This is a genomic window from Lactococcus sp. NH2-7C (assembly GCF_029953655.1).
GTDB classification, from domain to species: domain Bacteria; phylum Bacillota; class Bacilli; order Lactobacillales; family Streptococcaceae; genus Lactococcus; species Lactococcus lactis.
In genome coordinates, this window is record NZ_CP124538.1 from 1,840,780 (window position 1) to 1,853,862 (window position 13,083).

General features: G+C 35.2%; 11 protein-coding genes and 1 pseudogene. 7 read left to right on the forward strand and 5 right to left on the reverse strand.

What is annotated here, in order from left to right; all coding sequences use genetic code 11:
* Positions 1-49: 49 nt before the first annotated feature.
* On the reverse strand, positions 50-868 hold the full coding sequence (locus tag QJV49_RS09305; protein ID WP_029344833.1) for a LysR family transcriptional regulator: 819 nt from the start codon (positions 866-868) through the stop codon (positions 50-52).
* A gap of 163 nt (positions 869-1,031) precedes the next feature.
* Here QJV49_RS09305 and QJV49_RS09310 point away from each other — a divergent pair, with 163 nt between their 5' ends.
* Positions 1,032-2,027, forward strand: coding sequence for a YeiH family protein (locus QJV49_RS09310; RefSeq protein WP_225512377.1), 996 nt, complete (start codon positions 1,032-1,034; stop codon positions 2,025-2,027).
* A 177-nt stretch (positions 2,028-2,204) separates the two neighbouring features.
* On the opposite strand, the gene QJV49_RS09315 is transcribed toward QJV49_RS09310, so the two are convergent.
* Positions 2,205-3,149, reverse strand: coding sequence for an L-lactate dehydrogenase (locus QJV49_RS09315; protein WP_225512371.1), 945 nt, complete (start codon positions 3,147-3,149; stop codon positions 2,205-2,207).
* A 293-nt stretch (positions 3,150-3,442) separates the two neighbouring features.
* Complete coding sequence (locus tag QJV49_RS09320; protein WP_225512372.1) at positions 3,443-4,264, reverse strand: LysR family transcriptional regulator; 822 nt, start codon at positions 4,262-4,264, stop codon at positions 3,443-3,445.
* Between the two features lie 153 nt (positions 4,265-4,417).
* Here QJV49_RS09320 and QJV49_RS09325 point away from each other — a divergent pair, with 153 nt between their 5' ends.
* Entirely contained in the window at positions 4,418-5,392 is a 975-nt protein-coding gene (locus QJV49_RS09325; RefSeq protein WP_058210875.1) for a TDT family transporter, read from the forward strand.
* Between the two features lie 715 nt (positions 5,393-6,107).
* Here the strand turns inward: QJV49_RS09325 and QJV49_RS09330 are convergent.
* Positions 6,108-7,264, reverse strand: a pseudogene (locus QJV49_RS09330) (IS3 family transposase).
* Positions 7,265-7,388: 124 nt separating this feature from the next.
* On the opposite strand from QJV49_RS09330, the gene QJV49_RS09335 reads away from it, so the two are divergent.
* Positions 7,389-8,057, forward strand: coding sequence for a relaxase/mobilization nuclease domain-containing protein (locus QJV49_RS09335; RefSeq protein ID WP_225512895.1), 669 nt, complete (start codon positions 7,389-7,391; stop codon positions 8,055-8,057).
* Between the two features lie 63 nt (positions 8,058-8,120).
* Positions 8,121-8,471, forward strand: coding sequence for a helical hairpin domain-containing protein (locus tag QJV49_RS09340; RefSeq protein WP_281449131.1), 351 nt, complete (start codon positions 8,121-8,123; stop codon positions 8,469-8,471).
* Positions 8,472-8,506: 35 nt separating this feature from the next.
* Here QJV49_RS09340 and QJV49_RS09345 read toward each other — a convergent pair whose 3' ends face one another.
* Positions 8,507-9,376 (reverse strand): hypothetical protein, encoded by an 870-nt coding sequence (locus QJV49_RS09345; protein ID WP_225512893.1) that lies wholly within the window; start codon positions 9,374-9,376, stop codon positions 8,507-8,509.
* 400 nt (positions 9,377-9,776) lie between these two features.
* On the opposite strand from QJV49_RS09345, the gene QJV49_RS09350 reads away from it, so the two are divergent.
* From QJV49_RS09350 to QJV49_RS09360, 3 genes are read left to right on the forward strand one after another with little or no spacing between them, the layout of a single operon-like run.
* The gene (locus QJV49_RS09350; RefSeq protein WP_225512892.1) at positions 9,777-10,760 is read left to right on the forward strand and encodes a PTS sugar transporter subunit IIB; all 984 of its coding nucleotides are present in this window, start codon (positions 9,777-9,779) and stop codon (positions 10,758-10,760) included.
* Positions 10,761-10,782: 22 nt separating this feature from the next.
* A complete protein-coding gene (locus QJV49_RS09355) occupies positions 10,783-11,610 on the forward strand; it encodes a PTS mannose/fructose/sorbose transporter subunit IIC (protein WP_225512891.1) in 828 nt (275 codons plus the stop codon).
* 18 nt (positions 11,611-11,628) lie between these two features.
* Positions 11,629-12,693, forward strand: coding sequence for a PTS system mannose/fructose/sorbose family transporter subunit IID (locus QJV49_RS09360; protein ID WP_225512890.1), 1,065 nt, complete (start codon positions 11,629-11,631; stop codon positions 12,691-12,693).
* Positions 12,694-13,083: the final 390 nt, after the last annotated feature.

Genomic DNA, 13,083 nt, shown 5'->3' on the forward strand with positions numbered 1-13,083 from the left:
AATTTAGAAAATGATGAATGACCTTAAAGAATTTCTGTCAGTAAATTTTTTAAAACTCACTTAAATCTTTGATTTTTTTAATCACAGTTTTGAGCAATTTGTCTTGTTCAGACAAGAAGGAAAGACCATAAAAAATGCGTTGATAACGTTCGCCAAGACCTTGAAAAGCAATATTTTCATTAATAAATCGTTTTGAAATCAATGACAGGCCAATGCCAGCCTTAAGTTGACTGACAATCATATCATTGTTATTGACGCTGACCAAATTCTTTGGATTAAGATTATTTTCTTTAAGATAATTATGTGTATAATGAGCCACACCAGACCCTGCTTCGCGAATAAAAAAGATGTCACTTTCTGGATTGCCAGCAAGAACGAGTTCATCTTTAAAAAGTGGGAAAGTTTCGATGGTTTCATCCATCATCGGTTTTTCAATAATTCCAAAATGAATTTCATGATTACGAATTAAATCAAAAACCTCTTGAGAATCAAGCATCATTAATTCAATGTTAAGTTGTTCAAGTTCAGGAATTAAATTTTTAAAAATCAAAGGTAAAACAGTAGTTGCTGAACTATGAGAAGCAGCAATTTTAAAAGGTTTACGACTAGGCGTCTGATTTTTTAGGGAAAATTGTAATTCATTCCAATCATTGAGTGTTTTTAAGGCTTTAGGATAAAGAAGATGGGCACTTTCTGTAGGAATTACTTCTTGGTGTTGCCCTCTTGAAAAAAGTTGAACTTTTAGTTCTTCCTCTAATTTTTTAATTCTAACAGTTGCGGTTGGCTGTGAAATAAAACATTGATTAGCAGCCCTGGTAAAGCTTTTGGTTTCAAACACAGCAATAAAAGTTTCGAGTAAAGCGAACATAAATCTTCCTTTAATTAATAAAAGTAATTTTAAAAATGATAATAATTTATTTTACAAAATAAAGGAGATTGTGTAAACTAATTGATGCTAGACAATTAAAAAAGGAAAAAGTAGAAAAATGTTAAAATTAAAAAATTATATTAAAAATGATAGACAGGCCATAATGAGTATTTTACCAGGATTTCTGCTCTCCTTTGCCATTGCTATAGTAAGTTATTTACTCAATCGTTTTATCTTCCATAGTTTAGGTTCAGCAACCATTGCAATATTATTAGGAATTATTTTAGGTAATTTGTACTTCAAACAAGTCACTTTGTTTGCAGGAACAGCTTGGTCAGAAAAAAAACTTCTGGAATTTTCAGTGATGTTTTTAGGGGCCACAGTCACTTTCCAAACCATTGGTAAGTTAGGATTCTCCGGGGTAGGATTTATATTAATACAAATGATTTCAACAATTATTTTTGTTTTGTTTATGGGTAAAAAACTAGGATTTTCTGCTAATGTTTCTGCCCTAATGGCTTCTGGAAATGCAGTTTGTGGTTCATCAGCAATTGCCGCAGTTGAACCAGTTATTGGAGCTGAAACCAGTGAGAAAAGAACATCAATTGCGATGGTCAATCTCATGGGGACTATTTTAATGCTAAGTCTTCCATTTTTAGGAACTTGGATATTCGGTAATAATGATCTATTAAGGGGGGCACTGATTGGTGGAACAGAACAATCTGTTGGTCAAGTCGTTGCTTCAGCGACAATGGTAAATCCAAACACAACAACCTTAGCCACTCTGTTTAAAATTATGCGAATTATCATGCTCGTTTTTGTTGTTTTATATTTTGGTTTTAGAAGTAAAAAACAAAAAAGAAATGAACAAGGACCCACTCAAATAAAAATTAAAAGAAATTCTTTTTTACCATGGTATGTTCTTGGTTTCTTAGTGCTTTGTACTTTAGATACATTGATTCATTTTATACCAGAAGTTTCAGCTACCGCAAAATTTCTATCCGGTTGGTGTGAAACCATTGCCTTAGCTGCGATTGGTTTACGACTAAATTTGGTTGAATTTATAAAAGCAGGAAGAAAATTACTGATTTATGGTTTATCTACTTTAGTCTTTCAAGTAGTTCTTGCACTTATTTTAATAAGCCTTTTAATCAAATAATTAGAATTAAAACGATAAAAAAGTCATTAAACCAGAGATTTAGTGACTTTTTTTGTGCTAATTATTAATCAATCGGACTCATTAATGTTAAACCAGATTAATCCCCAAAGTGAAGCTATGACTAAAAAGAGTAGAGCAAGCATTTTATTTTCCTTTATGTTTGTAAGGTCTGATAGATTACTTAATAGATTCTATTACCTCTTTAAGTTGATTGACAGATTTTTCAAATTGTTTCTTTTCATAGGCATCAATATTTAGTTCAATGATTTCTCTAACACCATTTTGATTTACAATAGATGGAACACCGGTAAAGACACCTTCTTGACCATATTCACCACGTAAATAGGCAGAAACTGGTAGAATTGCTTGTTCATTATTTAAGATGGCTTTGACAATTCTAGCTGTACTCATTCCAATACCGTAATAAGTAGCCTGTTTTTTATCAATAATCTCATAGGCAGCATTTTTTACCTTATTTGACAAATTAGACAAATCTTCAACCCCTATTTTTTTATTTTTAACAATAAATTCAAGAATAGGTTTTCCACCTACCGTAGTGTGTGACCAAACTGCAACTTCAGAATCGCCATGTTCGCCAATAATATATCCATGAACACTCCGTGGGTCAATTTCTAGCTTTGTGGCTAATTCTTTTCTAAAACGAGTAGTATCCAAAGTTGTACCAGTTCCGACAATTCTAGATTGATCAAGACCAGAAGTTTCCCAAGCGACATAGGTAAGGATATCCACAGGATTTGAAGCAATTACAAAAATACCATCAAAACCTGAATCCATAACCTGAGTCACGATTGAGCGCATAATTTTAGCATTTGTATTAACCAAATCTAAGCGTGATTGACCTGGTTTTTGATTTACCCCAGCCGTAACGACCACAATATCAGCATTTTTACAATCCTTGTAATCTCCAGCCCTGACAATAACATTTTCTTGCCCCCAAGAAATACCATCTAATAAATCTAATGCTTCACCCTCTGCTTTATCCTGATTAACATCTATCAAAACCAACTCATTAACAAGTCCTTGATTAATCATTGAATAAGCAATACTTGTTCCAACAAAACCAGTTCCAATAACTACTACTTTTCTACTTGTAATTTTCATTTTTAGCTCCTTTTCAATTTTTTATATATTTTTATAAAGCCTATCTGTTAAAAAGCCAAAGATAACTAATCATAGTACATAAAATAAAAATGATAGAAATTACAAAACTAATGATGATAGAAGCCAATTCTATCTCCTCCTTCAACCCCTTTTTCTGATGTCTTTTATAAAATCTATAATTATTTTATCTCTATTTTTATAATGTGTAAAATGAATTTATTTTATCGTTATTATTAATAAAAATAATAAAAAAACAAAAGCAGATTGCTCATGTTTTTCTATTTTTAATAATTCTAATGAATCTCGGTTTCTTTTTTTATTTTACTAATTAATTTTTGAATCACAGGATCTTTTTCTTCATCAAAAGAAACTCCTAGAAACTCTCTATGATAATTACTCCCAAGTTCTTGATAAGGGATATCATCAGTTAAAAATGATTTAGAAATCAATGAAGAACCTAAGCCCGCTTTGATGTGGGAAATAATCATCTCGTTGCTATTCATACGAACAATGTTTCTTTGAGAAGAAGGAGCGGATTTAAGATATCTTTTGATATAATATCCAATTCCTGAACCAGATTCTCTGGTAAAGAAAGTTTCTGAATCTATATTTCCGGCAAGGACTAACTCATCTAAAAATAAAGGAAATGTTTCGGTTTGATCGCTAATGAGTAATCTCTCAATGATTCCAAAATGTAAATCATGATTTGCAACTAATTCAAATACTTTTTCTGAGTCATACATATTAATTTCTACATCTAAATGTTCCAACTCGCCTTCAAATACTTTAAAGATTCTTGGCATAATACTTAGAGCAGCACTGTGTGAGACCCCAATTTTGAAAGGATGTTTTGCAAGAGATTTTTTTTGAACTTCAGCTTGGTCTTCCTCCCATTTTTTTAGATAGGCAATCGCTTTGGGATAGAATAATATAGCGGCTTCAGTCGGAATGATTTCTTGGTGTTTTCCTCTTAAAAATAATGTTGATTTTAATTCTTCTTCGAGTTTCTTAATTCTCACGGTTACAGTGGGTTGGGAAATAAATAAATATTTTCCAGCTAAGGTAAAACTTTTAGTTTCGTAAACGACGATAAAGGTCTCAAATAATGAAAACATGTGATTTTCTCCCTAAAGTACAAAATAACAAATTATTTTTTTTAATTTATATGATTATAATAATTTATTTTACAAATTAAATCAACTATTATATATTATTAATAGAATCAATTATTTAAGACGAATTAATAAAAAATATAGAAAGAGAACTCTATGATGTATTCAAAATTCATATCATTTTTAAAACAAATTCCCCTCCCGATATGTGGCTTAATTTTGGGTTTAATATCCTTAGGGAATCTCCTTTACAGTAAAGGCTACCCTATTTTAGGAAATTCTTACGATATGTTAGGTTTATTCCTGATGTTTTTAATTTTACTCAAGATAGTACTGGCAATGAAACATACAATTTCGACTTTGAATGACCCAATTGTAGCCTCTGTTTCACCAACTTTTACGATGTCTTTAATGGTACTAAGCGTATTTTTAAAACGTTTGTCCGGCTTTAGTCTTCTTGCGAATGTTACTTGGTGGACTGCTTTAATCTTGCATCTTATCTTAATGATGTATTTTATTTATCTTCATGTGCTACCAAAAGAATTAAAAATACATGATGTTTATCCAAGCTGGTTTATTACTTTTGTAGGCATTGGGGTAATATCGGCAACATCACCAGATTTCGGTCTTGAAGTGGGTAAAGTTGTGGTTTGGATAACATTACTCTTTTACTTTATTCTTCTTCCTATTGTTATGCATAGAGTTTTCATTTTACGAAAAATGCACAAATCTTTACTTCCTTTGATTACAATTATCACGGCACCAGGTTCACTTGGTTTAGTAGGATACCTCACTGTTGTAGAAGCAAAATCTAAAATATTTGTTATCTTTTTATTTATTTTATCGCAAGCTATCTATTTTATAACTTTAGGCTTGCTGACAAAACTTTTGAGAAGTGCCTTTTATCCTAGTTATGCTGCCTTTACATTTCCTCTCGTTATTTCTGCAACTGCGGTAAATTTAACAAGTAAACTCAGCGTTTTTCAGTTCCTGAATTTAGAATTATTAGCGAATATGGAAATCCTTATAGCAATTGCAATCGTTACTTATGTGCTCATCAGATACTGTATTTTTTTAGGATCAAAATTAATTCAGATTATGTCTGAAAAATATTCCCCTGAAAGTATATAAAAATAAATCATTGATAAAAATTACCACTAGGTCAATAATCTAGTGGCTTTTTATTTTGCTTTAAAAATAGAGTATATCAAGCTCAATAGAGCCTTAAGAAATCCTTTATAAATGAGACAATAATTTTAAAAATGCCTATAAAAAAAGGGACACATTGTGTTATAATTAGAACGCTGCGTGCTTTTTTTCTTTAAATAAAGAAGATTTGACTGGTTTTTTAACTTAAATCGTTCATTTTTTTGAAGTATTTAATGATTAAAAGTATGCAAAAGAATATAGGAGAATAAAAATGACTGTATTATATGATGAAATCATGGTTCGTTATAATGCTAAGTTATGCTCTAATAGTCAATGCTGAATTTTTAAAAAAAGAATTAACCATAAAATTAACCAAAAATAAAGAAGTATATAGGAGTATTTGTTACGATAAATACGAAAATTTATAAAATAAAAAGTCACTAAAATTCTTCGTAGTGACTTTTTATTTTGCGAATTTAAGTAATAATTATATAAAGCGGAAATATCAGTAATACTCTTTTTCTATTAAAACTCAGATTTTCCAGTTCCACAATATTCACATTTGTATGCTTTAGATTTACTCATAGAAGCACAATAATGACATTTCAAGTTAGGCTTTGATATCTCTTCCTTTGGGGGGGAAATCGGTCAAGAACAGAATTTGAAGCATCTCCTACTTTGGACTAATGTCAAATATTTAGACACAAAATGAGCTATCTTTTCTTAAAATAATTTTCTTCTTTCTGATTCGGAGTTAATCCATTGTTTGCGGAATGCGGATTATAATTGTTATAAAATTGTTCGATGTATTCAAAGCAGGATAATTGAACTTCCTGAATGGAGTGATAAGTTCTGCGATTAATTTCTCGTTGTTTAAGATACTTGAAAAAGACCTCAGTGACGGCATTATCATAAGGATATCCAGGCTTGGAGTAAGAAGCAAGCAATTGATGCTCATCTAATAACTTTCTAAAGGAAGCTGATTTAAATTGGCTTCCTTGGTCCGAATGAAAGATAATTGGTTCCTTAGGCTTCCTCTTATTTATAGCTATTTCTAAGGTGTCACAGGCGAGTTTGGCACAATCCTATCACTTACTTTCCACGCAATACATTTCCTTGAGTAGAGGTCAAGAATAGCACAGAGATAAACATGACGTTTAGGTCCTATAGAGATATAAGTGAAATCTGTTGTCCAAACTTGATTTGGGGAGTTTGGGTTAAATTCTTGTTTAAGCAGATTATCAGAAGAAAATACAGGAGCTTTCTTTGATTTAAAACGAGGTTTGATGGTTGACATTTTAGGGAGTGTCATAGACTTGAGAAGTCTTAAGATACGGCCTTCAGAAATATTAACGCCATAATCACGCAGAAGAATGATTTTAAAAGCTCTCGTTCCAATTCTTTTCTTGGCTTTCATATAAATCTCAAGGAGGTGTTTTCTCAAGCGTTGATTTTCTACTTCACGCTTCGAAGGCTTCTTGTTTATGAAGTTATAGTAGGTGGAACGATTGACATGTAAAACACGACAGAGCATAACTGTCGTGTGTTCAAATCGGAGTCGATAGATGGCTTTCAATCTTACTTGGAGTTTTGCATGAATATGGCACTCGCTTTTTTTAAGATCAGATTTTCTTCCTCTAGTTGGGCATTCCTCTTTTGTAATTCTTGAATCTGTTTAGCAGTCAACACCGTATTATCTTCAAGACGCACTTGAGAGTACTGCTTAATCCATTTTGCAAGTGCAGAAGAAGATACCCCATAATCTTTACAGAGTTCAGTTTGTGTTTTACCAGTTTGATAGAGATTGACAAGAGATTGTTTAAATTCCTCGTCGTAACGTTTAAATCCTGACATAAAAGTCCTTTCATTTTTGTGTCTTCTTAGACAGATTATAACACACTAATTTGTGTCTACTTTTATAGTATAGCTCCAGTTTGAGTGGCAGTTGACTCGTCTGAGAAATGGAAAAGTGAAGGACATGACTTATGAAGCTTTTCAAAAAATCTCAGATCGCATAGCCTCAAAGGCAGGCGCAAAAATCATTGAGGTATCCCTCAAAAATTCTCATGCCAAGTACATCAAGTGGCAGACGGAAAATATTTTCAAGTCACGAATTAAATCCCGTTTGGATTTTTTGTTGGAGCATTCGCTGGACTTGGACGATTTCAAAACGAAGGCTAAGGCTCTAAACTTAGCTGTGGACTTTTCAGGAAAGTGGGCAACCTATCGCTTGCTAGATGATGTCCAATTGAGAAATACCCGCGGACGAAATTTGATCAAGTCTGACCCAGAGCGCTATAATCTGGATTGGATTGAAGCCCATCTGAAAAAGAATACGGGGACGTTTTCGGTGGTAGATGTCGTCAATCAGTACGAAGAAAAAATCGAAACCGTTAAAAACGATTTCGATTATCAAGTCACCATTGAGCCTTGGCAGATTGACCATGTGACGGCCAAGGGACTTTACGTCAATGTGGATTTCGGCATTGCACAGCATGGAGTGATTTTCATTGGCGCCTATAAGACTGACCTGCTAGAAGACGGCAATTATAATCTTTATCTCAAAACCAACGACTATTTTTACTTCATGGACACGGCAGGCGCAGCCAATAATCGCTACATGATGGGGCCGACACTCATGCGGTAACTCAGCCTTTATAATGGGACGATTCCCATCGCCAAAGAAAAAGTCATCTCGACGATTGATGAATTGACCGAGGCAATTAATTTCTTGGCAAGCCATGGCGTGACAGAGGGCGGAGAGCAGTTGGTGCGATTAGAGCAGCAATTGTTTGAAGCGGTACAAGAGGCAAAGAATCGATTAAAGGAACTCGACCAGAAAATCAGGGCCTTGAATGATTCGGCTAAAGAATTGATTGTCAGAAATGATGACGGAGTCCAAGACGAATCGCTTGAGCAGATTAGAAATCAAATTAACTCTGTTAAGGTTAGTCGTGATTTGTTGAAAGAAAGGTATGGTTGTGCAATAAAAGAAATTAAAGAATATCAAGGAATTACTCAGGTGTCTTGTGAGAGAAAAGTGGATATTTCAACAAATTAGTACACCATCATTGCTATAAAGCGCTAATTTGTAAATCAATCAAGAGTTTTAATTCTATCGCTTATTTCATTTGCTAGTTTAAAACTCCCAGATATTTCTAATAAATCTTGAAGCTTCTTCATATCGAGCATAGCTTTTTCATTTCCTTTTTTGTATTCCAAAAGGTAACGATTAAACCGTAAAATGATTTTCTCAAATGTCCAGTATTCATGAATGTCAGTATTTTCTAAATAAGTTATAAATTCTTCAGCAAGAGTGATTTGATTGTTCTTAATAAAGTATTGAATGCAGTTTAATATTGCTTGAATTCGTACTTGCTTAATATAAACTAAATTAAAATTTGTTTGTGTTGGCATGATAATGGAATGAATAAATTTGGATAAGGTAAGTAATTCAAATAACGGAACACAATCTGAGAAAAGTAGTATTTCGTAGTATCCCCACTCTTTAAGAGAAGATAAGTAATTACGTAGGTACCGAACCTCTTCATTAGGTACCACATAGGATGGGTCAAGATAGGATATGACAGCTTTACAGCGGATTTTTTCCAATTCCATTTTCTTTGAATTGTTTTCGTTACTTTGGAGTTTATGAAGAAGATTTTTTAATTCAACAACATTATGTACAAGAAAAGCCTCAGAAATAGTCGAACTAAATAACGTAATATCCTTCTCGTATATAAACTGATTGTAGTCATTCTGAAATTCGAAAGCTGTAACATTTATGTTGGCCAGTGCGCTGAAAAAGAGATGGGCTGATAAATTCGTTCGAGAAGTTTCAAAATTTGCTAGGTGTTTCGGAGACATCGCATCTCCTGCAGCTTCTTTTATAGTAAATCCTTTTGCGATGCGTAACTTTCTAAAAAAGGGGCCAAGATTATTCGAAGAAGAAGTATTTTTAATCATTGCTAGACTTTCTATCCATAATTAGTTATTTATTATTTTAGCACAAATTAGCCTATGTGGCTTATTTTTATTTGATTTGCTTACGCTACTCCTTGAGAAAAAAGAGAAAGGGGAACCATATAAGTTTACGGTGATTTTCTATTTTCTAAATTTTGCTGAAAACAAAAGGTTTAGTGGGCTTTTGTAAAAATAAAGAGGATTATATAAGTTATAAAATAAGGAAGTGAAAAAAAGTATTATAAGAGCTAGGGAAGTATAATGTGTAAGGAGGCTGAAAAGGCTTTCTTGATGAGCTGTGAGGTAAAGTTTTTTGCATTTATTTATCCCATGATTTCAGCGCATCAAAATTAAATGAATATAAGCGATTAGCTTATAAATAAAAATAGGAGGTTACTCGTAAATGAGTATCGGAATTATTATTGCGAGCCACGGCGAATTCGCTGAAGGCATCAAGCAAACTGGTTCCATGGTCTTTGGTGATCAAGAAAAGACAGAAGTCGTTTCTTTCATCAACGGCGACACACCAGATGACTTGCATGCTAAAATCGAAGCTGCCATCGCAAAATTCGACCCAACGGACGACGTTTTGATTCTGGCTGATTTGTGGGGCGGTTCCCCATTCAATCAATCTAGTACTGTTCTGAGTGAAAACCCAGATCGTAAGATCGTCATCTTAACAGGTCTCAATTTGCCAATGCTGATCCAAGCTTACACAGAACGCATGATGGATGCATCTACTAGCGTGGACACAGTCGTGGCAAATATCATGAAAGAAGCTAAAGGTGGCGTTAAAGTCTTGCCTGAAGAACTTCAACCTGCTGAAGAGACAACCGCAGCTGGCCCAGTCGCCAATGCTGCTGCTATCCCAGAAGGCACCGTGATTGGTGACGGTAAGATCAAGATCAATCTTGTTCGTATCGACACTCGTCTCTTGCACGGTCAAGTCGCAACTGCTTGGACACCTGAATCTAAAGCAGATCGCATCATAGTTGTTTCCGACAATGTCGCTAAAGACACCATGCGTAAAACCCTAATCGAACAGGCTGCTCCTTCAGGAGTACATGCTAACGTCGTCCCAATCAAGAAATTTATTGAGATTACAAAAGATCCTCGCTTTGGTGGGACTCACGCCTTTCTACTGTTTGAAAATCCAGAAGACGCTTTAGCGGTTGTTGAGGCTTGTCCAGGACTTATCACAACCATCAACGTTGGCTCAATGGCTCACTCGACTGGTAAGACTATGCTTAATAGTGTTCTTTCAGCCGATAAGACTGATAAAGAAGCCTTTGAAAAAATGGGCAGTTTAGGCGTAAGCTTTGATGTGCGTAAAGTTCCTACCGACTCAAAAGCAAATCTAACTGAATTGTTGAAAAAGGTTAAATAAATATAAAGGAGAAAAACAAAAAATGAGTGCAATTTCTATGATTCTCGTTGTAATTGTAGCATTTATTGCTGGGATGGCCGGGATTTTGGACCAATGGCAGTTTCATCAGCCCATTGTCGCGTGTACATTGATTGGTCTAGTAACAGGCCACATGACATCAGGGATTATCCTTGGTGCATCACTTCAAATGATTGCCTTAGCTTGGGCTAATATCGGTGCCGCAGTCGCACCTGATGCCGCTTTGGCTGCTGTCGCTTCTACCATTTTGATGGTTCAAGGGGGCAATTTCAATTTAGCCCATATTACGGGTGTTATCGTACCTGCAGGTATCTTGCTTGCAACAGCTGGTCTTGTTTTAACAACCATTGTTCGTTTCATTAACGTCGGTACGATTCACTTGGCAGACCAAGCAGCAGAACGTGGTTCTTACTCTGGTGTGCAACGCTGGCACTACTTTGCTTTGTCATTGCAAGGCTTCCGTATTGCTTTACCAGCCGCTTTGATTTTGGCTATTCCTGCTGACACCGTTACGGCTGCCTTGAATGCCATTCCAAATTGGCTATCAGCAGGTCTTGCCATTGGTGGTGGCATGGTTGTTATCGTTGGTTACGCCATGGTTATCAATATCATGGCAACCGCTGAATTGTGGCCATTCTTCTTCCTTGGTTTCGTTTTGGCACCATTGGCACCTTCATCAACAGGTGCTGCTGATGGTATCACTTTGATTGGTATGGGTATTATCGGTGTGGTTCTCGCTCTGATTTATCTCGCTCTATCCGAAAAAGGTGGCTCTGCAGCTACCGCATCTGGTTCAGGTGATCCAATCGGCGACATTTTGAATGATTACTAAGAAAGGAGAAATTAGATAATGGAAAATAATAATAAAAAATTCTCCCTTTCAAAGAGAGAACGGTTTGGCATTATGTGGCGTTCACAGTTTCTGCAAGGTTCGTGGAACTATGAGCGGATGCAGAACTTAGGTTTCTTGTATGCTATCTTGCCTGCCTTGAAGAAATTCTACCCAGCTGGCTCAGACGAAGCCAAAGATGCCCTTAAACGTCACATGGAGTTCTTTAACTGTCACCCATATCCGACAGCGCCAATCATCGGTGTAACCTTGGCTTTGGAAGAAGAAAAAGCCAATGGTGTGGATGTCGATGCTGCTGCTATCAATGGTGTCAAAGTCGGGATGATGGGACCTCTCGCTGGTGTCGGTGACCCTGTCTTCTGGTTCACAGTTCGCCCTATCGTCGGTGCCATCGCAGCCAGTTTGGCTGTGTCAGGCTCTATCATTGGCCCTCTGTTCTTCTTCATCGTCTGGAATGCCATTCGTTTAGCTTTCTTGTGGTACACGCAAGAATTTGCTTACAAACAAGGAACGGCTATTACATCTGACCTTGGCGGTGGTTTATTGCAGAAGTTGACAAAAGGTGCTTCTATTCTTGGTATGTTTATCTTGGGCGTCTTGATTCAACGTTGGGTTAATGTCAATCTAGCTGGACCAAATGCCATGTTACCAAAACAACCTCTAGCAGATGGTGCTTATAACGGACAATGGATTACCCATGCTCACAACATCGGCACTGTTGGTAACCCTGTTTGGGCTGCAACTGCTCATTCAGAGATTGTTAACCAAGGAACTTCTGGCGCACACTTTGCAGCCATCTCAAATTTGGGGGCTTTGAAAAACATCGATGGTTCAACGTTGATTTCTACTTTGCAACAGGCAGCCTCTGGCCTCGGTATGAATCCATTCAAGCAACAATCTTTGAATGAAGTCTTTAATTCATTGATTCCAGGTTTTGTAGCTTTGATTTTGACTTTTATTGTCATTTGGATTTTCCGCAAATGGAAAAATCGTAATGCACCATTGGTTATTATCATTTGCCTATTTATTTTGGGAATTTTGCTTCACGTAGTTGGACTCGCTTAATTTTGATTAGTAGCCTTACTCATAGAGGGTAAAGCTACTATTTTGTTAATGCCTATTTGTTGGATACTCATATCAAGTAGGTATTAACAAAATAATATCGTACATGCAGATGTAGCTGAAAAGAGCATTGAGATTTCTTGAAATCATATCGAAAAAAATTATTAGTCAATACAAGTTTAGCCAGGCTGTAAAGAAAAAGAGAGTTTCTACTTTGAAGAAGAAATTTCTCTTGAAAGAATTTTCAAAATAATTTGCGTCAAGATAATTTTGTTTTGCTATCTGTACTATATATCAAAACGAGGAGAAAGTGTAGTTCTCTTTTCGTAGGTTGCTAGGTAAATAAAATATGCTTTAGACTAAGTATTCAGTTTTTTAGAAGAGCTTTATTTA

Excerpts from the sequence above, each read along its gene's own strand:
- QJV49_RS09305 (WP_029344833.1), bottom strand. The coding sequence starts at position 868 with ATGTTCGCTTTACTCGAAACTTTTATTGCTGTGTTTGAAACCAAAAGC.
- QJV49_RS09310 (WP_225512377.1), top strand. The coding sequence starts at position 1,032 with ATGAGTATTTTACCAGGATTTCTGCTCTCCTTTGCCATTGCTATAGTA.
- QJV49_RS09315 (WP_225512371.1), bottom strand. The coding sequence starts at position 3,149 with ATGAAAATTACAAGTAGAAAAGTAGTAGTTATTGGAACTGGTTTTGTT.
- QJV49_RS09320 (WP_225512372.1), bottom strand. The coding sequence starts at position 4,264 with ATGTTTTCATTATTTGAGACCTTTATCGTCGTTTACGAAACTAAAAGT.
- QJV49_RS09325 (WP_058210875.1), top strand. The coding sequence starts at position 4,418 with ATGATGTATTCAAAATTCATATCATTTTTAAAACAAATTCCCCTCCCG.
- QJV49_RS09335 (WP_225512895.1), top strand. The coding sequence starts at position 7,389 with ATGACTTATGAAGCTTTTCAAAAAATCTCAGATCGCATAGCCTCAAAG.
- QJV49_RS09345 (WP_225512893.1), bottom strand. The coding sequence starts at position 9,376 with ATGATTAAAAATACTTCTTCTTCGAATAATCTTGGCCCCTTTTTTAGA.
- QJV49_RS09350 (WP_225512892.1), top strand. The coding sequence starts at position 9,777 with ATGAGTATCGGAATTATTATTGCGAGCCACGGCGAATTCGCTGAAGGC.
- QJV49_RS09355 (WP_225512891.1), top strand. The coding sequence starts at position 10,783 with ATGAGTGCAATTTCTATGATTCTCGTTGTAATTGTAGCATTTATTGCT.
- QJV49_RS09360 (WP_225512890.1), top strand. The coding sequence starts at position 11,629 with ATGGAAAATAATAATAAAAAATTCTCCCTTTCAAAGAGAGAACGGTTT.